General features: G+C 70.3%; 17 protein-coding genes and 1 tRNA gene. 5 read left to right on the top strand and 13 right to left on the bottom strand.

Going from position 1 to position 21,444, the window contains the following annotated elements:
- Positions 1-146: 146 nt before the first annotated feature.
- Positions 147-3,458: a family 78 glycoside hydrolase catalytic domain gene (locus tag ACZ6MZ_RS25440; protein ID WP_469354484.1), complete on the top strand. Its 3,312-nt coding sequence runs from the start codon at positions 147-149 to the stop codon at positions 3,456-3,458.
- A gap of 155 nt (positions 3,459-3,613) precedes the next feature.
- On the opposite strand, the gene cobF is transcribed toward ACZ6MZ_RS25440, so the two are convergent.
- On the bottom strand, positions 3,614-4,387 hold the full coding sequence (gene cobF, locus ACZ6MZ_RS25435; protein ID WP_469354482.1) for a precorrin-6A synthase (deacetylating): 774 nt from the start codon (positions 4,385-4,387) through the stop codon (positions 3,614-3,616).
- A gap of 138 nt (positions 4,388-4,525) precedes the next feature.
- On the opposite strand from cobF, the gene ACZ6MZ_RS25430 reads away from it, so the two are divergent.
- Genes ACZ6MZ_RS25430 through ACZ6MZ_RS25420 form a run of 3 tightly spaced genes read left to right on the top strand, consistent with a single transcriptional unit; the run spans position 4,526 to position 7,373 of the window.
- A complete protein-coding gene (locus tag ACZ6MZ_RS25430; RefSeq protein ID WP_389785635.1) occupies positions 4,526-5,245 on the top strand; it encodes a (Fe-S)-binding protein in 720 nt (239 codons plus the stop codon).
- Complete coding sequence (locus ACZ6MZ_RS25425) at positions 5,242-6,735, top strand: LutB/LldF family L-lactate oxidation iron-sulfur protein (protein ID WP_469354480.1); 1,494 nt, start codon at positions 5,242-5,244, stop codon at positions 6,733-6,735. The genes ACZ6MZ_RS25430 and ACZ6MZ_RS25425 overlap by 4 nt, the downstream gene beginning before the upstream one ends.
- Positions 6,732-7,373, top strand: a complete 642-nt coding sequence (locus ACZ6MZ_RS25420; protein WP_469354478.1) for a LutC/YkgG family protein — start codon at positions 6,732-6,734, stop codon at positions 7,371-7,373. Before ACZ6MZ_RS25425 ends, ACZ6MZ_RS25420 begins: the two co-directional genes overlap by 4 nt.
- Positions 7,374-7,430: 57 nt before the next feature.
- Here ACZ6MZ_RS25420 and ACZ6MZ_RS25415 read toward each other — a convergent pair whose 3' ends face one another.
- Positions 7,431-7,895: a DUF309 domain-containing protein gene (locus ACZ6MZ_RS25415; protein WP_469354476.1), complete on the bottom strand. Its 465-nt coding sequence runs from the start codon at positions 7,893-7,895 to the stop codon at positions 7,431-7,433.
- Between the two features lie 104 nt (positions 7,896-7,999).
- Between ACZ6MZ_RS25415 and ACZ6MZ_RS25410 the strand changes: the two genes are divergently transcribed.
- A tRNA-Pro gene (locus tag ACZ6MZ_RS25410) sits at positions 8,000-8,073 on the top strand.
- A gap of 659 nt (positions 8,074-8,732) precedes the next feature.
- Here the strand turns inward: ACZ6MZ_RS25410 and ACZ6MZ_RS25405 are convergent.
- From ACZ6MZ_RS25405 to ACZ6MZ_RS25355, 11 genes are all read right to left on the bottom strand, one after another.
- Positions 8,733-9,947 (bottom strand): metal-dependent hydrolase family protein, encoded by a 1,215-nt coding sequence (locus tag ACZ6MZ_RS25405; protein WP_389785643.1) that lies wholly within the window; start codon positions 9,945-9,947, stop codon positions 8,733-8,735.
- Positions 9,944-12,499 carry a family 78 glycoside hydrolase catalytic domain gene (locus ACZ6MZ_RS25400; protein WP_469354474.1) on the bottom strand — a complete coding sequence of 852 codons (2,556 nt, stop codon included), beginning with the start codon at positions 12,497-12,499 and terminating at the stop codon, positions 9,944-9,946. The genes ACZ6MZ_RS25405 and ACZ6MZ_RS25400 overlap by 4 nt, the downstream gene beginning before the upstream one ends.
- Positions 12,492-13,952, bottom strand: coding sequence for an ATP-binding protein (locus ACZ6MZ_RS25395; protein WP_389785646.1), 1,461 nt, complete (start codon positions 13,950-13,952; stop codon positions 12,492-12,494). Before ACZ6MZ_RS25395 ends, ACZ6MZ_RS25400 begins: the two co-directional genes overlap by 8 nt.
- An 18-nt stretch (positions 13,953-13,970) precedes the next feature.
- The gene (locus tag ACZ6MZ_RS25390) at positions 13,971-14,588 is read right to left on the bottom strand and encodes a response regulator transcription factor (protein WP_389785648.1); all 618 of its coding nucleotides are present in this window, start codon (positions 14,586-14,588) and stop codon (positions 13,971-13,973) included.
- 1 nt (position 14,589) lies between these two features.
- Entirely contained in the window at positions 14,590-14,862 is a 273-nt protein-coding gene (locus ACZ6MZ_RS25385; protein ID WP_389785650.1) for a hypothetical protein, read from the bottom strand.
- Positions 14,859-15,326 (bottom strand): nuclear transport factor 2 family protein, encoded by a 468-nt coding sequence (locus ACZ6MZ_RS25380; RefSeq protein WP_469354472.1) that lies wholly within the window; start codon positions 15,324-15,326, stop codon positions 14,859-14,861. Before ACZ6MZ_RS25380 ends, ACZ6MZ_RS25385 begins: the two co-directional genes overlap by 4 nt.
- Complete coding sequence (locus ACZ6MZ_RS25375) at positions 15,323-16,180, bottom strand: ATP-binding cassette domain-containing protein (RefSeq protein ID WP_469354470.1); 858 nt, start codon at positions 16,178-16,180, stop codon at positions 15,323-15,325. Before ACZ6MZ_RS25375 ends, ACZ6MZ_RS25380 begins: the two co-directional genes overlap by 4 nt.
- Positions 16,177-17,937 (bottom strand): dipeptide/oligopeptide/nickel ABC transporter permease/ATP-binding protein, encoded by a 1,761-nt coding sequence (locus ACZ6MZ_RS25370; RefSeq protein WP_469354467.1) that lies wholly within the window; start codon positions 17,935-17,937, stop codon positions 16,177-16,179. Before ACZ6MZ_RS25370 ends, ACZ6MZ_RS25375 begins: the two co-directional genes overlap by 4 nt.
- On the bottom strand, positions 17,934-18,875 hold the full coding sequence (locus ACZ6MZ_RS25365; protein ID WP_389785659.1) for an ABC transporter permease: 942 nt from the start codon (positions 18,873-18,875) through the stop codon (positions 17,934-17,936). Before ACZ6MZ_RS25365 ends, ACZ6MZ_RS25370 begins: the two co-directional genes overlap by 4 nt.
- A gap of 39 nt (positions 18,876-18,914) precedes the next feature.
- The gene (locus tag ACZ6MZ_RS25360) at positions 18,915-20,423 is read right to left on the bottom strand and encodes an ABC transporter substrate-binding protein (RefSeq protein ID WP_469354465.1); all 1,509 of its coding nucleotides are present in this window, start codon (positions 20,421-20,423) and stop codon (positions 18,915-18,917) included.
- A gap of 102 nt (positions 20,424-20,525) precedes the next feature.
- Positions 20,526-21,416, bottom strand: coding sequence for a sugar phosphate isomerase/epimerase family protein (locus ACZ6MZ_RS25355; protein WP_389785662.1), 891 nt, complete (start codon positions 21,414-21,416; stop codon positions 20,526-20,528).
- Positions 21,417-21,444 lie beyond the last annotated feature (28 nt).

Here is a 21,444-nt window from a genome sequence, read left to right as displayed (position 1 = left end):
CCTCGGACGCCGCCGCAGTCCTGGGCCGCGCCGTGGCGCACCCTCAACGCCGGGCCCGTGCACACCTCTTGTAGTGCGTTCGAGGTCGGCCCTACGATGCTTGACGCCGGACATGAAACGTTTCAATCGAAGGGGCTGCGATGGGCATGGGCTGGACACGCCGAGGTCTCCTGCACACCTCCGTGGTGGGCGCGGGAGCCGGAATCGCCGGGCTGGCCGCCGCCTCCCCGGCCGCCGCCACGCCCCCGGCCGGCACCTCAGTGGGTAAGGGCGCCCGGGCGGGGCTGCGGATCGCGACCGCCACGGTCGAGTACGCGGAGCAGCTCCTCGGCACCGACATCGCCGCCCCGCTGCTGTCCTGGGAGCTCGACGGCGAGGGTGACCGCCGTGACGGTGGCGGGCGTGGCGGCGAACGCGACGGCCGGGGCGCACGCCAGAGCGCCTATCAGATCAGGGCCGCGACCGACCCGCGCGACCTCGCGGCCGGCCGAGGACCGCTCTGGGACACCGGCCGCGTGACCTCCGACCGCAGTGTCGCCGTTCCCTACGCCGGCCCCGCGCTGCCGCCCCGTACCCGCTGTCACTGGCAGGTCCGCGTCTGGGACGCCGACGGACATGCCTCGGAGTGGAGCACGGCGGGCTGGTGGGAGACCGCGCTCGGCGATGAGAAGTGGCAGGCCCAGTGGATAGGCGCCGACCAGCCCGCCGAGCCGCCGGCCCTCGACGGCGCGTCCTGGATCTGGACCGAAGGAGCGACCACCGGCGACGCCCCCGCCGGGCCACGGTGGTTCCGCGCCGGACTCGACCTCCCCGCGGGCGCGGACATCACGCGTGCCACGGTCGTCGCCACGGCCGACGACGACTTCACCCTTCACCTCGACGGCCGGCAGGTGCTGCACGCGCCCGAGCAGGTGGACGGCTGGCGCACCGGCCAGATGGCCGATGTCACCGAGGCGGTACGGTCCGCCGGCGACCGGATCGTCCTCGCGGCCCTCGCCACCAACCGCGGCAGTGTCTCGGTCAATCCGGGCGGCCTGCTGGTACGGCTGCTCGTCGAGACAGCCGGTGGCGCGAGCCATCAGCTGGTCACCGGAGCGCTCTGGCGTTGCGCGGACACCGAGCAACCGGGCTGGGAACAGCCGGACTTCGCCGACGGCGACTGGTCCCCGGCGACCGTCCTCGCCCCCTACGGCCAGGGACCGTGGGGCGCCGGGGTCTCGGTCGCCGTGCCCGAGGCGCCCGCACCCCTGCTGCGCCGCGAGTTCACCGTACGCAAGCCGGTCAGCCGCGCCCGGCTCTACATCAGCGGACTGGCCTACTACGTAGCCGAGTTGAACGGGAAGCGGGTCGGCAGTCAGGTCCTTGACCCGGCCTTCACCGACTACGACGAGACCGTGATGTACGCCGTGCACGACGTGACCGCGCTGCTGCGCGACGGGAACAACGCGATCGGAGTGACCCTCGGCCGCGGCTTCTTCGGCATGACGACCCCCAACGTCTGGAACTGGCACCGGCCGCCGTGGCACGGCGAGCCCCGGCTGCTGTGCCGGCTGGAGGCCGAGCACCCCGACGGCACGCGCACCACCGTCGTCTCCAACACGGACTGGCGCATCACCGAAGGCCCGACGCTCACCAACTCCCTCTACGCGGGCGAGACATACGACGCCCGGCGAGCCCCCACGGGCTGGACCCTGCCCGGCTTCGACGACAGTGCCTGGCGTCACCCCACGCCCAGGACGGCCCCCAAGGGCGCCCTCCGCGCGCAGCCGCACGACCCCATCGAGGTCATCGAGACCCTCACCCCGACGGCGATCACCGAGCTGCGCCCCGGCGTGTACGTCGTCGACATGGGCCGTACGACCGCGGGGTGGACCCGGCTGACGGTAACCGCCCCTGCCGGTACCGTCGTTCAGCTCGTCCACGGCGAGAAGCTCAAGGAGGACGGCAGCGTCCACGCGGAGACCGGTCATGTGCCGGGACGGTTCCAGCGCGACGAGTACATCTGCGCCGGTGGCGCGGGCGCCGAGGTGTGGGAGCCGTCGTTCTCGTACAAGGGCTTCCGATATGTCCAGGTCAGCGGGCTCCCGTCCCGGCCGCGCCCCGAGGATGTGCGGGGCCGGGTGGTGCACACCAAGGTGGCGGAGGTCAGCAGCTTCGGCTGCTCGGAGCCGTTCTACGAGCAGCTCGACCGGGCGATGCGCCGCACCCTGCTCAACAATCTGCACGGCATCCCGACCGACACCCCCATGTACGAGAAGAACGGCTGGACGGGCGACGCGCAGCTCGGAGCGCCGATCATGGAGTACGCCTTCGGGGTCCACCGCTTCCTGGCGAAATGGCTCGGCGATCTGGCGGACAGTCAGAACGCCGACGGCCAGCTGCCGGTGATCGTGCCCAGTGGCGGCTGGGGCTACGGCGATCTCGGGCCTTCCCCCGAGTGGACGACCGTATATCCGTTCCTGGTACGCGAGATGTACCGGATCTACGGCGACGACCGGGTGGCGCGCGAGCACTGGCCGACGGTGACCCGCTATCTCGACTGGGAACTCGACCGGGTGGTGGACGGTCTCGCGGTCACCGCGCTCGGTGACTACCTGCCGCCCGGCTACGGCGGCAACCCGCCCGAGGACACCCGGCTGACGGCGACCGCGTATCTGCACCGCGCGCTGACGCAGACGGCCGAGCTGGGCGATCTGCTCGGCCACGGCGAGGTCGCGGAGCGCTACCGGGCGGCGGCGAACGGGCTGAAGGAGGCGTTCAACGCCGCATTCCTCGACGCCTCCGGGCACTACCGCACAGCAAAGGATCCGGGGTACCGGCAGACCTCCAACGCCCTTCCGCTGGCCTTCGGCCTGGTGCCGAGCGGCGCTCGCGCCTCGGTGCTCGACAGCCTCGTCGCGGACATCGCGGCGCGCGGCAACCATCTCAACACCGGGGCGCTCGGCACGAGCGTGCTGCTGCGCGTCCTGTGCGCGCACGGCCGCCCGGAGGTCGCGCACGCCATCGCCACCCAGCGTACGTATCCGAGCTGGGGCTACTGGTTCGACAACGGCGCGGACACCATGTGGGAGATGTGGCCGCTCGACTCGCGCTCGCGCGACCACTACTTCCAGGGCACGGTCGTCCAGTGGCTGTACGAGAACGTCGCGGGACTGCGGCCGGGCGACGCGGGCTACCGCACCTTCACGGTCCGGCCCGACGGACGGACCGGGGTGAGCTGGGCCCGTACCTCGATCCGCACGGTGCGCGGCACGGCGGCGGTGGCGTGGTCGAAGATCGGCGAGGATCTGCGGCTCACGGTCCGGGTGCCGGTCGGGGCGACGGCGGAGATCCACGTACCGGCGGAGCGCCGGGAAGACGTCACGGCACCGGCCGGAGCCGGCTATCTGCGCACCGAGCCGGGCTTCGTGGTGTACCGGGCGGAGCACGGCGCCTGGGACTTCGTGGGGCGGGGCTGACGGGGAAGGGGCGCGGTTCTGAGGGCACGGCTGACGGGGGAGGGGCGAGTGACAGGTGTCGTCCGGCGCGGCACATGACGACCGGTGGCGCGGCCGACGAGGGGGCGGGCGCCGCGCCACGCCGGGCGACGGCACCCCGGCCGCGGCGCGACGTCTCAGTCGCGCCGCAGCAGATACGTGTCCATGATCCAGCCCTTCCTGGACCGCGCCGCCGACCGCAGCTCCTCGATCCGCCCGGCGACCTCGGAGAGCCGCCCGGAGACCAGGATCTCGTCCTCCGTACCCACATAGGCGCCCCAGTGGATGACGGGATCCGCCGCCAGATGGTGCCAGAACGACTGATGCGCGTCCAGCATCACGACGACATCGTCCACCCCGTCCGGCCAGCCCTCGGCGAGCCGCCGGCCCGTGGTGATCTGTACGGGCCGGCCCACACGGTTCAGCCCGACGCGATGCCGGGCGGCCAGCGCCGAGACACTGCTGATGCCGGGAATCACCTCATGGTCGAACCGCACCGTGCCGCGCTCCAGGATCTCTTCCAGGACGGCGAGCGTGGAGTCGTACAGGGCGGGATCGCCCCAGACGAGGAACGCCCCGGTCCTGTCCTCGCCAGGACCCTCACCCAGCTCATCGATGATCATGCGCTCGCAGAGGGCGGCCCGTCGGCTCCGCCAGTCGTCGACGGCTCCGGGATAGGCGGCGCTGTCGGCGACGCGGTCCCGCTCGGGGTCACGGGCCTCGACCAGCCGATAGGCGCGGCCGTCGATGTGCCGCCGCAGGATCTTGTGCCGGAGCGCGATGAGGTCGGACTTCTCTTCGCCCTTGTCGAGCAGGAAGAAGACATCCACATGGTTGAGCGCTTTGACCGCCTGCACGGTCAGCTGGTCCGGGTCGCCCGCCCCGATACCGATGACATAGATCTTTCTCACCGGACCGAGTCTGCCCCATGCCCTCCGGCCATCCCGCCCTCGCGCGGAGAGGCGGCGGATATTCATCGGATATCTGATGATCCATCAGAGTCTTCGAAGGTCTTACGCACGCCGCCGCACGCGACATATGCTCCGCCCATGCGTGCCGCCCTCTTCGTCACCTGCGTCAACGACGCCGTGTATCCGTCCACCGGGATCGCGACCGTACGGCTCCTCGAACGGCTCGGGGTCGAAGTCGACTTTCCCGATGCGCAGAGCTGCTGCGGCCAGCCGCAGTTCAACACCGGCTACCGCCGCGAGACCGAGCCGCTGGTACGGCGGATGGCCCGGGCCTTCGAAGGGTACGAGTATGTGGTCACCCCGTCCGGATCCTGCGCGGCGATGGTCCGCCACCACTACCCGAAGATCGGCGACGCGGCCGCCGCGTCCCTTGCCTCACGGACGTACGAACTGACGGAGTTCCTGGTCGATGTGGTGGGCGTGACGGATGTCGGCGCGTACTTCCCGCATGCCGTCACCTACCACCCCTCATGCCACGGTCTGCGGTTGCTGGGGCTGGGCGAGCGGCCGCGGAAGCTCCTGGAGGCGGTGCGGGGCCTGGAGCTCCGGGAGCTGCCGGGGGCAGAGGAATGCTGCGGCTTCGGCGGCACCTTCGCGGTCAAGAACTCCGATGTTTCCGCGGCGATGGGCCAGGACAAGGTACGCAACGCCGTCTCCACCGGAGCCGATGTGCTGTGCGGCGCGGACAACTCCTGCCTGATGCACATCGGCGGGATCGTGAGCCGTGAGGACGCCCCGGTGCGCGCGGTACATCTCGCGGAGATTCTGGCGTCGACGGAAGAGGAGCCCTGGTCATGAGCGGTACGTATCTGGGGATGCCGGCGTTTCCGGTGGCGGCGAAGGCCGCGGTGGGCAACGCGACACTGCGCGGGAATCTGCGGCACGCCACGCACACGATCCGCGACAAGCGGGCCAAGGCGGTGGCGGAGCTGGACGACTGGGCCGCGCTGCGCGAGGCGGGCAAGCAGATCAAGGACCACACGCTGCGCCATCTGGACCGGTACCTGATCCAGCTGGAGGAGTCGGTCACGGCGGCCGGCGGGGTGGTGCACTGGGCGGCCGACGCCGCTGAGGCGAACCGGATCGTGGCCGGCCTGGTGAAGGCCACCGGCGAGTCGGAGGTCGTCAAGGTCAAGTCGATGGCCACCCAGGAGATCGGCCTGAACGAGGCGCTCGAAGCCGAAGGCATCTCCGCGTACGAGACCGACCTGGCCGAACTCATCGTGCAGCTCGGCGACGACCGTCCCTCGCACATCCTCGTCCCGGCGATCCATCGCAACCGGGGCGAGATCCGTGACATCTTCCGTGACCGGATGGCCGCGTGGGGACGGGCGGCGCCGGAGGGGCTCTCCGATTCCCCCGCCGAACTCGCCGAGGCGGCCCGGCTGCATCTGCGGGAGAAGTTCCTGCGGGCGAAGGTCGGCATCTCCGGGGCGAACTTCATGGTCGCGGAGACCGGGACGCTCGTGGTCTTCGAGTCGGAGGGCAACGGGCGCATGTGCCTGACCCTCCCCGAGACCTTGATCTCCGTCGTCGGTATCGAGAAGGTCGTGCCGGCCTGGCAGGACCTGGAGGTCTTCCTTCAGACCCTGCCGCGTTCGTCGACGGCCGAGCGGATGAACCCGTACACGAGCATGTGGACCGGCACCCACGACACCGACGGCCCGCGGACCTTCCACCTGGTGCTGCTGGACAACGGCCGCACCGACACCCTGGCCGACGAGGTGGGCAGGCAGGCCCTGCGCTGTATCCGCTGCTCGGCCTGTCTGAACGTCTGCCCGGTGTACGAACGGGCCGGCGGGCACGCGTACGGCTCCGTCTACCCGGGCCCGATCGGCGCGATCCTCAGCCCCCAACTGCGCGGCACCGGCAGCGAGATCGACGCGTCACTGCCGTATGCCTCCTCCCTGTGCGGCGCCTGCTACGACGTGTGCCCGGTCGCCATCGACATCCCCGAGGTCCTGGTGCACCTGCGGGAGCGGGTCGCGGACCAGGGCGGCAAGGGCCACCGGCTGGAGAAGGCCGCGATGAAGGCGGCGGGGTGGGTCTTCGACCATCCGCGCGTGATGGCCGCGGGGGAGCGGGCCGCGTCCAGGACCCGGAGACTGCATCCGTCCCGGCTCCCGGGCGCCGGGGCCTGGACCGACACGCGTGATCTGCCGGAACTGCCACCCGAGTCGTTCCGTGACTGGTGGAAGAAGAACCGTAAGAACGAGAGCAAGAACGACAGCAAGAGCGCCGTCCGCGGGAGCGAGCGCGCGAACGACCGGAAGGACAACGGGACATGAGCACCGGTTCGGATTCGCGGGAGCGGATCCTCGCCCGGATCCGGGGCGCCGTCGCCGATGCCCCCGACGCCCCGGAGGCACGCCGCGACTATCTGACCACCCACACCTCGGACGACCGCGTCATCGAGCTGCTCGCCGAGAACCTCGCCGACTATCGCGCCATCGTCCACCGGTCGGACGCCGAGGAGCTCCCCTCGCTCATCGCCGGCCTGCTGGCCGGGCGCGGGGCGCGGGCCGTCCTCGTACCGCCGCTGCTCCCGCCGTCCTGGCTCTCCGCGATCGGGACCGGCATCACCCAGGTCCACGACGACCCCGAGGGCACCGCCCAGGAACTCGACGCGGTCGACAGTGTCGTCACCGGCTGCGCCCTTGCCATCGCCGAGACCGGCACCCTTGTCCTCGACGCCGGCCCCGACCAGGGACGCCGACGCATCACGCTCGTCCCCGACCACCACATCTGCGTCGTACGCGTCCCGGACCAGGTCGTCGGATCCGTACCCCAGGCCATGCCCCGCCTCGACCCCACCCGCCCCCTGACCTGGATCTCGGGACCGTCCGCGACCAGCGACATCGAACTCGACCGGGTGGAAGGCGTGCACGGCCCGCGCACCCTCGAAGTCATCCTGCTCACCGACTGAACGGCGGCCGGCGTGTGACGCCACCCGCGTGACGTCACCCGCGTGACATCAGCCGCGTCAGGTCAGCCGTGGGGCCTCGTCGGCCGCGTCCACCGGGCCGTCCAGCCGCCCCGCCAGCTCCCGGGCCCAGGCGGTCAGCCCGTCGACATCGATGCCGTGCGGGGCGGGGTACGCGGCGATCCCGCCCGCGCCGCGCAGCAGCAGCCGTGCCCCGCCCGCCGTATTGCCCCGGGCGGCATGCGTCAGCCCCACCGCGAGCTGAGCCAGCCCCCGCCACAGTGCCCGCTCCGCGTCGGGGCCCGATTTCCACGCGTCCTCGAACACCTCGTGCGCGTGGAAGGGCTTCCCCTCGTCCAACAGGCGCTGCGCCTCCCTGACGCTTTCCTCAGGCGTACGCACCACCCCCTCCGGCTGCCGCTCCACCCCCTGCGCCCCGTACGGCAACGGCCGCCCCAGCCCATCCCGCGGCCGCGCGTTCCGCGCCCGCCCCTCGCTGTCACGGTCCCGCCGGTTCTCCTTCATACGTCGATTGTCGCCCGGACAGGGGCTGTCTCCCGGCTGCACGGAGTGAGGTAATGTTCTCTTGCGTGGCCAACCGGGGGAATCCCGCCGGTGAGGCCGGGCACCGGGACGTGGCGCAGCTTGGTAGCGCACTTGACTGGGGGTCAAGGGGTCGCAGGTTCAAATCCTGTCGTCCCGACTGGAGACAGTCGCAGGTCAGGGCCGGTTTCGGAGACATCCGAAACCGGCCCTTGATCTTTTTTGGGGACCAGGTGGGGACCAGGGTTCCTTGCCCGGTGTCAGCGGGTGATGACAACGGGAGTTGGCAGGGAGCGGAGCCCGCAGTGCGCTCAGGTGTGCGGTGAGCGCCGCGCCTGCGGCTTTGATCTTGTGGACGTCCGGGTGCAGGTAGCTCTGGGTGGTGATGAGTGATCCGTGGCCGGCGATCCTGCGCCGGCGGTGGCCTCGACCACCTCGGCTTCGGCACCCTGGCCTTCACCCGGGACAAGGCGATCGTCTCCGCCACCACACCGACACCGTCCGCGAGTACGCCCGACACGGCGTCCTCCTCCGACACCGGCGCCGCGACGCCTACTTCCGACGCCTCCAGCGGAACCCAGCCGCAGGGCGGTCGGGGCGACGACCTCGCCGCCACCGGCACGGGCGGCATCGCCGCCGCAGCTGCCACCGGCGTCCTCGCCATCGCGGGCGGCTTCATCGCCCTGCGCCGTAGAGCACCATCGGCAGCAGCTGAACACGGATCCCATGGCACCTCGCGGCGGGGTGCCACGCCCACCTTGGCGGACACAAGGGACTCAGGTCTGTCCGACGTCGAGGCCCTCGCCAACCCTGCCTCGCTCAAAGGAGGTTCTTGCGCAGCGCTCCCGCCTGGGCGACCAGTACGACATTCTCCGGTCGGCCAAGGCTGCCGATGTCGCGCAAGGGGTCTTGGCCGACAACCACGAAGTCCGCGGTCTTCCCCGCCTCCAGGGAGCCCAGTCGGTCGTCGACCCCGAGGAGCCGGGCCGCGGTAAGCGTGCCTGCGGTGATCGCGGCCAGCGGGTCCATGCCGAGTTCCACCAGATACGACAACTCGCTCAAGTTTCGGCCGTGCACGACGACGCCGGCGTCCGTGCCGAGAGCGATCGGGACACCACGGGCGATGGCGTTCGCGATGTTCTCCTTGGTAATGCCGGCCCAGCGGCTCTTCTTGCGGAAGTGGTAATCGGGCATGGCCGCCTCGTCGAGCGGGGCGAAGACCGTGGCGAGGGTGGGGACGAGGACGGCTCCCCGCTCCAGGGCCAGATCGCACAGCTCGTCGGTCATTCCGTAGCCGTGCTCGATGCTGGTGACACCGGCCTGGAGGGCGTTGCGGATGCCCGCGGTGCCCTGGGCGTGTGCGGCGACCGTTTTCCCGCGATGCCGTCGGGCCTCGTCGACGACGGCCTTCAGTTCGTCCGGGGTCAGCCCCTCGTCGTCGGGGTCGTCGTGCGGGCTGCCCATGCCGCCGGTGGCGCAGACCTTGATGACGTCTGCGCCGTCGCGCAGCATGCGTCGGGCCGCGATCCGTACCTGGTCGGGGGTGTCGGCGAGCTCGGTCAGATGCGGGGCGGCATTCACACCGCTGGGCAGCGAGCAGTCGGCGTGGCCACCGGTGTGGCCGATGACCTTGACGGCGACCTGAAGCCGGGGGCCCTCGACGAGGCCGCGATCGACGGCGCTGCGATAACCGGCGGGCAGACCACCGAGGTCACGCAGCGACGTGACACCCGCGTGCAGGGTTGTGCGCAGCCGCTCCGCAATCTCGAACGTCTCCACGGTCGGGTCGACGGTCAGGCCCGCGGTGAGCCCGCGCCCCGGGGTCATGCACAGGTGCGTATGACAGTCGAAGAAGCCGGGGAGCAGGGTGCGTCCGCGCAGATTCACCGTCACCGCCGTCGGTGTCGGGGGCGCGGTGGCCGCCGGTCCCGCGTAGACGATGAGACCGGCATCGTCCACGACGAGGACCGCGTCCGGTACTGGCGCGGCTCCGGTTCCGTCGATCAGGACCGCGTGCTGGTAGCGGGTGTTCATGGCATCTCCGTAAGGAAGCGGTGTTCGCCGGAGCCGACTTCGGGCCACTCCGCCATGCCCGGCAGGTCGATCAGCGCGGTGGTGCCGGGCGGGACCGTGACCGTGACGCGCAGCACACCGTCGATGCGAGACCAGGACACGGCGGCGCGGCCGTACGGGGTGTCGTGTGTGGCGGAGGCGTGGGTGAGTCCGCCACCGGGGCGGGGGCGGACCAGCATGCGGCGGTAGCCAGGGGCCGCGGGGGCGAGCCCGGCGACGGTGCGGTGCAGCCAGTCGGCGACGGCGCCGAGGGCATAGTGGTTGAAGGAGGTCATTTCGCCGGGGTTGACCGTACCGTCCGGCAGCATGCTGTCCCAGCGTTCCCAGACGGTGGTCGCCCCCATGGTGACCGGGTAGAGCCACGACGGGCAGGTCTTCGTGAGCAGTAGTTGGTACGCCGTGTCGTACTCCCCCGCGTCGCACAGCGCGTCGCAGATCAGCGGCGTGCCGATGAAGCCGGTGCCGATATGGAAGCCGCCCTCGCGGACGAGTTCGGCGAGGCGGCGGCCCGCCTGGGCTCGATGGGCGTCGGCGAGAAGGCCGAAGTGCAGGGCGAGGGCGTACGCGGTCTGGGCGTCATTCGTCAGGAGGCCGTCGGGGGTGACGCACTCGTCGCGGAAGGCGGCCCGTACCTCTGCGGCCAGCTTCGTGTAATGGGCGTGATCGTCGTCCCGGCCGAGGAGTTGGGCGGTGCGGCCGAGCAGCGAGGCCGAGTGGGCGTAGTAGGCGGTGGCGACCAGTTGTCTGTCGGTGCGGGCGTCGCCGGGGCGGTCCGGCGGGGCGGTGGGGTCGAGCCAGTCGCCGAGCTGACGGTCGGTGTTCCACAGGTGCCGGTCACCGGCCACGGCAGTGATGCCGTCGACCCAGGCCTTCATGCTGTCGTACTGGGCGGCGAGGATGCCGAGGTCGCCGTAGCGCTCGTACATCACCCAGGGCACGACGACCGCCGCGTCGCCCCAGGCGGCGGCGCGCAGTTCGGGGAAGCGGTCGGGGAAGAAGGGCACGTACATCGGAACCCGGCCGTCCGGGTACTGCTGGGCGGCGAGGTCGGTCAGCCAGGAGCGCAGCAGGCCGGAGCAGTCGTACAAGAAGGTCGCAGTGGGGGCGAAGATCTGCACGTCGCCGGTCCAGCCGAGCCGCTCGTCGCGCTGCGGGCAGTCGGTGGGGATGTCGACGAAGTTGCCGCGCATGCCCCACACCACGTTCTCGTGCAGGCGGTTGAGCAGCGGGTCGGAACAGCTGAACCAGCCGGTGCGGCGCATGTCGGTGTGCAGGACGACGGCCTGGATGTCGCCGTCGCCGATGTCTCCCGGCCACCCGGTGACTTCGGCATAGCGGAAGCCGTGGAAGGTGAAGCGTGGCTCCCACGACTCGCCGCCCGCCTCACCCCGCAGGGTGTACGTGTCCGTGGCGCGGGCCTCGCGCAGCGGGCGCACGGCGAGTTCGCCGTCCTCCAGCACTTCGGCATGGCGCAGGGTTACGGTGCGTCCGGCCTCGCCGGTGACCCGGATACGGAGGCGGCCGACGAGGTTCTGACCGAAGTCGAGGATCGTACGGCCGGACGGTGAGGTGAGGACGGTGACGGGAGCCAGCGTTTCGGTACGGCGTACGGGCGGGCCGTCCGGGGCGACCAGCGGCGCCAGGCCGTACGACAACACCTCGACCGGGCTCCACTCGGCGGGTACGCGGCGTGCGTCGTACTCCTCGCCCTCGTAGATCCCGGAGGTGAGGATCGGGCCGTGCGCGGCCTGCCATCCCGAGTCGCTGCCGAAGGTTTCGGTGGTGTCGTCGGTGTAGCGCACCTCGATCTGGACGAGGGCGGCCAGCCGGTCTCCGTAGATGTTGCGGCGTCCGCCGCCGAAGCCGATCCGGCCGCGGAACCAGCCGTCGGCCAGCAGCACCTCAACCGTGTTGCTCCCCAGGTGCAGCGCTTCGGTGATGTCGTACGTCTGGTGGCGCAGCCGCTCGGTGTAGTGGGTCCAGCCGGGGGCCAGGACGTGGTCGCCGACGCGTACGCCGTTGATGTCGGCCTCGTACAGGCCGTGGCTGGTGGCGTAGAGGCGGGCGGAGGCCACGGGCGCGCGCAGCCGGAAGGCTCCGCGCAGGACGGGTGGCGGGACCTGCCGGTCGGTGGCCTCGGGCCAGGCCGGGGACACGAAGCGGGCCTGCCAGTCAACCGGTTCGAGCAGCCCGGCCTCGACGGTCAGCGGCGCGGACCACGGGCTCGGACCCGCGCCTTTCGGCCCCCATACCCGTACGGACACGCCGATTTGTTGCCGCGAGCCCAGGGGGTCGCCGGGCCAGGGCACCAGGACCGAGTCCGCGGACAGACGACGGGCCGTGTGCAGCTCCCGCTCACCGTCCGTGAGCCGGATCTCGTACGCCGACTGGGTCCAGCCCGCTCGGGTGGTGACGGTCTGCCAGGTCAGCCGGGGGCGGGGCTCTCCGATCCCGAGCGGCTCCCTGTGGTGCTCGGCCCGCAGCGCGGTCACGTGGATGTCCTGATCAGGCATGTGCTTCCTTCGAGTGGGCCTGGGCCGGCACGAGGGGGAGAGCGAAGCGGAAGACCGCTCCCTGCGACTGGTTCCCGGCCGCGTGGATGCGGCCGCCGTGACGGGTGATGATGCGGTGGCTCAGGGCCAGGCCGATGCCGCTGCCGTTCTCCTTCGAGGTGAAGACGCCGTCGAAGATCCGGTCGCCGGGAAGGTCGACCGGCAGGCCCCGGCCGTGGTCACGGACGGCGAGTTCGGCGTTTCCGTCCGCCGTCCGCCGCGTGGTGAGTTCGACCTTGCGCTCCCCCGGCGACCAACTGGCCATCTCCTCAATGGCATTGAAGGCTAGGTTCATGACGACCTGCCCGATGAGGACGTTCTCGCAGCGCACCGGGAGAGGCTCGTCGGTGAGGTCGAACTCGACGTCCACGGCGTGCTGTTGAGCCCTGACGTCGATGAAGTAGGCGCAGTCCTCGACGATCGTGTTGAGGTCGGTCAGCTGCTCGGACTGTTCCAGGCGGCCCACGTACTGCCGCAGACTGCCCAGGATCCGCCGGGCCCGCTCGATCTGACGTACGGCGTTGTCCAGTCCCCAGGCGACGGACTCGTCGCCGGCGGCGAGCCGCCCGCGGGCTCCCTCCACGAAGTTGTACGCGGCGGCGAGCGGCTGGCTCACCTCGTGCGCGATCGCCATCGCCATGTCGCCCATGGCGTTGTAGCGGGCGAGGTGGTTGAGGTGCTGGGTGTCCCGGCGGTGTTCCTCCTCGGCGCGCACCCGGTCGGTGATGTCGTAGAAGAGCACGAGCCGGCCGCGCAGATCGTTCTCGATGTCGATGTGCTGGCAGGTGGCCGCGTACCAGCGGGCTTCGCCGCCGGGTGCGCCGAGGCGGTAGCGGCCCTCGCGCTCGGGGACGGCGCCGTCGCGGCAGTAGTCCGCGAAGTGGGCACCGTGCAGGGCCAGTACGCCGACGCCGAGCAGCTTGGCGGCGGACTCGCTCGCGAAGACCACACCGCCGCCGTCGTCGAGGACGACGATGCCCTCGGCCAGATTGCCGAGGAAGGTACGCAGTCGCCCCTCGGTGCGGAACAGATCGCGGCGGACGGCCTTCTCCTCGGCGATGTCGCGGAACTGGACCATCACGACGGGGCGTGACGGCAGGTCCACGCGGATCGCGACGGCCTCGGTCAGGATCTCCTCGCCGCTCTTGGAGCGGTAGCACCACTCTGTGGCGCTGACACCGTCCTCGACCGCCTGCCCGAGCCAGCGGTGACCGAGTTCCCGGCTGTACTGGCGGGCGTTCTTGCTCATGTCGGGGGCCTTGAGCGGCTTCAGTTCGTCGACGGTCCACTCCAGCAGGTCGCAGGCCGACTGGTTCGCCCAGAGGATGTCGTACGTCCTCGCGTCGTGGAGCAGCACGCAGTACTTCAAGGCCTGTGTCAGGGCCCGGAAGTCGGCTGGTGCGAGATCATTCATGCGGCCTTGCCGTCGCTCTCATCGGGCGGCCGGGAGCCGCAGTCCCAGCCGGAGTACGTCGCGGACCAGCGTCGCGACGCTCTCCGCGCCGGTCTTCTCCCGGATACGGGTGCGGTGTACGTCGACGGTCTTCGTGCTGATGCCGAGCCGCCCGGCGATCTGCTTGCTGGGCACGCTGTCCACCACCAGGTACAGCACCTCCCGTTCGCGGGAGGTCAGGCTGTCCAACCGCCGCAGCAGATCCCGCCGTTGGGCCAGTTCGTCGAAGCGTTCCCGCGCCGTCCGCTGCGCCGCCTGCACGACGTCGAGCATGTGCTGGGGGTCGTACGGCTTCTCCAGGAAGTCCACGGCCCCGTTCTGGAGGGCCCGTACCGACATCCGGATGTCGCCGTGCGCCGAGACGAAGACGACGGGCAGCGCCGCCCCCGCCTCGTTCAGCATCTCCTGGACGCCAAATCCGCTGATCTCCGGCATCCGCACATCGAGGACCAGGCAGGCGGGCCGGTCGCGGTCGTAGGACCGCAGGAAGGCCCGGGCGTCGGAGAAGCACTGCGCGCGGATGCCCACCGACTCCAGGAGCCAGGCCAGCGAGGTGCACAACTCCTCGTCGTCGTCCAGGATGTAGACGAGGCACATCTCAATCGCCCCAGGCAGCCTGGGCGATCCAGTACTCGCTCCCGTCGGCGCTGACGCCGCGATTCCACTCGCTGGTGCGTCGCAGGGCGGGTTCGACCCGCGCGGTCGCCGCGTCGGCGCCGTCGGGACCGTCCTGATCGACCTGCCAGTGGACCCAGTTGACCTCCTGGCCAGCGATGTCGTGCACGAACAGGTCGACGTGGTGCCAGCCGTAGTGGTGGGTGTCGGCGTAGCAGGTCAGGAACATCGTCCGGTCGTGGGTGTCCGCGCTCATCGCTCTCCCGTCAATGGGGCGCTGAACAGTCGTTCAGTGCGGAAGGCCGAGATTCGGGGATGGTCCGGGCCGATCCGGAAGGTCACGTCGAGCTTTGCGACCATGACCTCGGCGACACCCGACTCGTAGCGCGAGAGCTGCTGCATCGGCCAACTCCCCTGGGCGGCAAGGCCCTTGACGTAAACCACGCCGGGGAAGAGCAGGTGCACATTCGTACGGAAGTGAGGGGTGGGCGGCAGGTAGGCCAACAGCATCTCGATGATCGCCTCGCGGCCCTCGGTGCGGCCGAACTTCTCGGCGTACTCGCTGCCGCCGCCTTGCCAGACCGCGTCCTCGGTGAAGAGGTCCCCCAACTCGCCTTCCGTACGGACCGGAACGTCGCAGAGGGCGAGGTAGCGGGTCAGGGTGTCCACGACCGAGGACGTCGTGTCCACGGCCGGCCCCTCGGACGGCCTCTCGCTCATGATGCGTTCCTTTCTCGCGCCAACCGCAGTCGCTCCGCCCGGCGTTGGGCCTGCCGTTCGGGGTCGGGGACGGGTGCGGCGAGCAACAGCCGTTTCGTGTAGGCGTGTTCGGGGTGCTCGGTGACCTGGGCGGCGTCGCCCGTCTCCACTATGTCGCCGCGGTACAGCACGGCCACCCGGTGGCTGATGTGCCGTACGACGGAGAGGTCGTGCGTGACGAACAGATACGCCACCCCCGTGGCCTCCTGGATCTCGATGAACAGGTCGAGCACCCGTGCCTGCGTGGACAGGTCCAGGGCGCTGACCGGCTCGTCGCACACGATCAGTTTGGGATCCCGGCACAGGGCGCGTGCGATGGCGATCCGCTGCCGCTGGCCGCCGGAGAACTCCCGCGGCAGCCGCTGCGCCGCGTCGTGCGGGAGATACACCTGGTCGAGCAGGGTCTGGACGCGGCGTTCCGCGTTGGTGCGCGAGACACCGGTCACGAGCATCGGTTCGGTGAGGATGTCCATGACGGTCATGGCCGGGTTCAGCGAGGTGAACGGGTCCTGGAAGACGACCTGGATGTCCTTGCTCAGCGCCCGGCGCTCCCGTTTGCCGAGCCCCGAGACCGGCTTTCCGGCGTAGCGGATCGCACCGCCGGTGACGGGGGCGAGGCCGAGGACCGCGCGGCCCAGGGTCGTCTTGCCGGAGCCGGACTCGCCGACCAGGCCGAGTGTCTCGCCGGGTGCGATCGACAGGGACACGCCGTGCAGGACGCGGAAGGGCTGCGCGCGGCGGCCCTTGCCCGCGTACTCCACGACGACGTCTTCGAGTTCGAGCAGCGCGGCCGGAGCCGCGGGGCGAGCGGTCATGACGTCACCTCCTTCAAGGGGGCGCCCAGGGCGGCGCGCGCCGGGCCGCCTTCGAGCGTGGAGTCGAGGAGCATCCGCGTATACGGGTGCTCGGGCGACGCGAAGATCTTCTCGATGGGTGCCGTCTCGACGATGCGTCCGGTCTGCATGACGGCGACCCGGTCGCAGATGTCGGCGACGACGCCGAAGTCGTGGGTCACGAGGATCATGCCCATCTCGCGTTCCTGTTGCAGGGAGCGCATGAGGTCGAGCACCTCGGCCTGGACGGTGACGTCGAGTGCGGTGGTCGGCTCGTCGGCGATCAGTAGTTGCGGATCGCACGACACGGCGCCCGCGATCAGTACGCGCTGGGCCATGCCGCCCGAGATCTGGTGCGGGTACGACCTGAACACCCGCTCCGGGTCCGGGATGCCGACGCGTGCCAGGAGTTCCAGTGCCTTGGTGCGGGCTTCGCCCCTGGAGATCCCCAGATGCTTGCGCATGGGTTCGACGAGCTGGGAGCCGATACGGAAGCAGGGGTCGAGGTTGGACATGGGCTCCTGCGGTACGTATCCGATCCCGCGGCCGCGCAGAGCGTTGAGTGCGGCCTGGCTCACCCCGAGCAACCTCTCGCCGACGAAGGCCATCTGATCCGCCGTCACCTCGGCCTCGTTCGGGAGGAGTCCGAGGACGGCGAACGCCGTCTGGCTCTTGCCGGAGCCGGACTCGCCCACCAGGCCGAGGACTTCACCGCGCTCCACGGTCAGGTCGATCCCGTCGACGACGGTCTTGTCGCCGCCGGAACCGCCGGCACCTCCGGGCTTCGGGTAGCTGATGCGGAGGCCTGCCACGGTGAGCAGGCGATCGGACGGCACGCCGGCAGCGGTCTTCCTGGGCGCCGGCCGACGACGGCGGACCACCCGGGTCTCGGTCGTCCCCAGTGCGTCGCGCACCGCGTTGCCGAGCAGACTGGCCGCCAGGATGGTCACGCCCATCGCGAGGCCCGGCCACACCAGCAGCCTCGGTGTGGTGTAGACGTTGGTGAAGCCGTCGTTGAGCATCGCGCCCCAGCTGGCCTGGGACGACTTTCCCAGACCGAGGAAGGACAGACCGGCCTGGATGCCGATCGCCACCGCGAACAGCTGTGTCGCCTGGATGACCGAGGGCGCGATGACCACCGGCAGGATGTGCCGCCGCATGATGCGGGGGTCGCCGAGGCCGGAGACCCGTGCGGCGTCGACGTACAGCTCCTCGCGCACCGAGACCACCGAGGCGCGGATCAGGCGGAAGACCATCGGCGCCATGATGACGCCCAGGACGATCATCGCGACGTTGAGGTCCTGGGAGACGGCCGCCATTACCACCAGCATCACGATGATGGCGGGCACGGCCATGATCACATTGATGATCCAGCCGGCGACCGAGTCGAACCAGCCCCGGTAGAAGCCGCTGACCAGGCCGAGCGGTCCGCCGACCAGGAAGGCGACCAGGGCCGCGAGCGTGCCGCCGAGCAGGCTTGTCCGGCCGCCGTACAGCAGCCGTGACAGCACGTCCCGGCCGACGCCGTCGCCGCCGAGCGGGTGGGCGCCAGACGTCGGTGCGAGGGTGTCCGACAGGACGCTGTGGTCCGGTGCGTAGTCGGTGAGCAGCGGGGCGGCCAGGCTCGCGAGGATCACCAGCGCCAGGACCACGAGGCAGCCGACGGCCAGCGGGTCGCGCAGGGTCCGGCGCAGGAGGCGGTCCCGTTTCGGGATCGCTGCGGTCTCCGGGACGGTCATGAGACACGCACCTTCGGGTTGAGCCAGCCGTACGCGATGTCCAGCAGCAGGTTGACGGCGACGACGACGGTCACGGTCACCACGACCGTGCCGAGCAGGACGGGCGCGTCCCCTCGGACGGCCGCCGAGTTGGCGAGGGTGCCGATGCCCGGCAGCCCGAACACCTTCTCCACGACGACCGCGCCGCCGATCAGGCCGATGAACTGGAGGGCGAGCACGGTCAGGGCGGGTGGGGCGGCGTTCCGCAGCGCGTGCCGGTACACGACGCTGCGGGTGCTGAGTCCCCGGCTGCGCAGCGTGCGGACGAAGTCGGCCCGCAGGACGTCGATCAGTGCCCCGCGCACCTGCATCGCCGTGGCCGCCGTGGCCGCGACCGCCAGCGCCACGGCGGGCAGGATGACCGATTGGAGCCATCCCGAGGCGGACGTGCCGAGCGCGACATACCCCGTGGCCGGCAGCAGTCTGAGCTGAACCGCCATGACGACCGCGAGGACCAGGGCGATCAGGAAACTGGGGATCGCGGTGCCGAGTACCGCGGCCAACTGCACGACGCGGTCCACCCAGCCGCCGCGCAGCGCTGCCACGGTCCCCAGGGCGATGCTGAGGACCAGGGCGATCAGCATGCCGACGAGGACGATGGAGAGCGTGACGGGAAGGGTGTTCGCCAGGGACTGGTTCACCGAGTCGCCGGTGAACCAGGACTGGCTCAGATCGCCGTGCACGGCCCGGTCGATCCAGTGCCCGTACCTGACCACCAGGGGTTCGTCGAGGCCGAGTTCATGGGCCTTGGCGGACACCTGGGACGGCGAGGCGGTCTCGCCGAGGATGTTGCGGGCCACGTCGGTGCCGGTCAGGCTGAGCAGCAGGAACGTCGCGGTGGCCACGACGACCACCAGGACGACGCCGGCGGCGATGCGCCGGAGCAAGAAGACAAGCACGGTCAGTTCCTCCTTCCGCGGGTCGCAGCGGCCTTGCCGCTAGCTCTTGGCCGGCGCGAAGTTGTAGATCGGCGGGAAGTTGATGCCGGGCTGCGGTGTCACCTTCACGTCCTTGGCGGTCCCGTAGGCGTTCACCGTGGGAGTCCAAGGGGCGTCCCACGCCTGGTCGACCACGTAGGTGTTGAGTTTCTTGAACAGCGCGGTGCGCTCGGCTCCGGATGCCTTGGAGATCTGGGTGATCAGGGCGTCGGCCTTGGGGTCGTGGTACTTGAAGGGGTTCCAGGTCGCGTCCTTGGTCAACTCCAGCTGGACCTTGTCCCACGAGGTCGGGGCGCCCAGCTTGAAGTAGGACAGGGCGTACTTGCCGGAGAGCATGCTGCTGAAGATCTGGTCACTCGGCAGGTTGTCCAGCTGCACCTTGATGCCGATGTTCTTGAGGGACTGGGTGAGGGCTTCCTGCTCCTGCGGGAAGAGGGCGGACAGGTCCGGCATGGTGACCGAGAAACCGTTCGGGTAACCGGCCTCGGCAAGGAGCTTCTTGGCCTTCGCCGGGTCGTAGGAGTACGTGGAGTTCAGCGAGGCGTCGTAGCCCTCCTCCCACGGGGCGAACAGCTGTGTGGTGGGCTCCCCGAGTCCGGTCTTCGCCGTTTTGATGATGGCCTGCTTGTCGAAGGCGTAGTTGAGCGCCTGCCGGACCTTCAGCTTGCCGAGCGCGGGGACGATCTTGCCGGCCCGGTCCCAGATGAACAGGCCCTCGATGTCACCGGGTTGATAGGTGACGACGTTCAGGCCGCGGCCCTTGACGGTCTTGACTCGGCTGAGGCTGAGCGAGGCACCGTCGAGCTGGCCCGTGAGCAGGGCGTTGGTACGTGCCGTCGGGTCGGCCAGATACTTGATGACGATCTTGTCGTACGGGAAGGCCTTCGCGTTCCAGTAGCCCGAGGTGCGCGTGTAGGTGTACGTCTGCCCGGCCGTGGTCGCCGAGGCGTCCAGCCGGTACGGGCCGGAGCCGACGGGAGCCTTCGGGTTCGACAGTGACTTGGGGCTGGCGATCATGCCGGAGACCTGGCCCAGGGCGGGGAGCAGGGCGGCGGTGGGGTGGCTCAGCTTGATGACGACGGTCCGGGCGTCCACGGCGTCGACGCTCGCGATGTCCCGGATCTCGCCGGCGGCCGTGCCCGTACCGCTCTTGGTGTGCAGGAGGTTCTGTTTGACGGCCTGTGCGTCGAGCGCCGTGCCGTCGGTGAACTTCACACCGCTGCGCAGCTTCAGCGTGAGGGTGGTCTCGGCCTTGTCGTACGTCCACGAAGTGGCCAGGTTCGGGGTGGGCTCGTTCTTCGTGTTCAGCCGGATCAGCGTGTCGTAGACCGGCTGGTAGTACTGGGCCTCGGGGCCCATGCTGGCTTTCGCGAGGTCCCACGGCGTGGCCGTGACCGACTCGGAGATGGTCAGCGTCTTGTCGGTGGCACCGGTCGAGGCGGTGCCGCCACAGGCCGCGGTCGTAATGATCAGGAATCCGGCGCCGATGAACGCCGCTGTCTTGCGCATGATCTCTCCATCTGTTCCATTACCACTGTCTCCTCGGCTCCCCCTGGTCGTCCCGCTCCCCAGCTGTGAACAACCAGTCGTTCGACGTTCCGAGCCTGTGGGTCACCGCACGTACTTGGCGGCCCACTCCCCGCACCGTCGGACGCTCTCCTCCGGGGTCGGCTGGGCCCCGCGGTCCACCTCGATGATCAGCCAGCCGTCGAAGCCGTCCGGGAGCGCGCCGACGAAGCCCTCGATGTCGGCGTTTCCGTGACCCGGCTCCGACCACAGGCCAGCCTTCACCGTCCTGCGGTAGTCCCAGCCGCCCTCCCTCGCCTGTGCGGCAAGGTTGAGGTCGAGATCCTTGATGTGGACGCTCGCCACGCGGTCGGCATAGTCGCGGACGAGCTGCGCGGCGTCGGCGCCCGCCCAGGCCAGGTGGCCCATGTCGGGACCGAACCCGAGGACCGAGGCGTCGACGGTGTCGAGGATGAAGCGGGTCTCCTCCTCCGTCTCGGCCCAGGTGCCCACGTGTGGGTGGAAGGCGGGGGTGATCCCCTGGGCGCGGATGATCCCGGCCGTCTCCGCGAGCAGGTCCCGTACGCGTTCCAGCCGGTCCTGGTCGGCGTCCTGGCCGACCGCCGGGCGGGCCACGCGTACCGCGTCCTTGGCCATCCCCATGGCGAGGAACATCGTGGGCACGCCGAGCTCCGCGTGCTGTTCGGCGACCCGCGCGGCGGTGTCCCTGTACTGCTGCCGCTCGGCCTCGTCCTCGGTGAGCCGTACGGGAACGTAACCGGGAGCGGCGCTGAGTCCGTGCTCGGCCAGCAGCGCGGCGTACGCCGAGGCCTTCATATCGCCGGGGACGTCGCTGTGCACGGCGGTGATGCCCGCGTCGCGGATGGCCTTGAGCCTGTTCTCCAGCGGCGGCGCGAGGGTGGGGTCGATCCAGCCTTCGGGGCTCGCGACCCACTGCAGGGGGTTGATGGCGAGACGGTCCTGCCTGATCTTCATGTTCTCGGGTCCTTTCAGTGTGCGGGAC

The organism is Streptomyces sp. NPDC042201 (genome assembly GCF_055582185.1).
The sequence above is the reverse complement of the archived record's forward strand: the minus strand, read 5'-3'. Positions and strand labels throughout refer to the sequence as shown.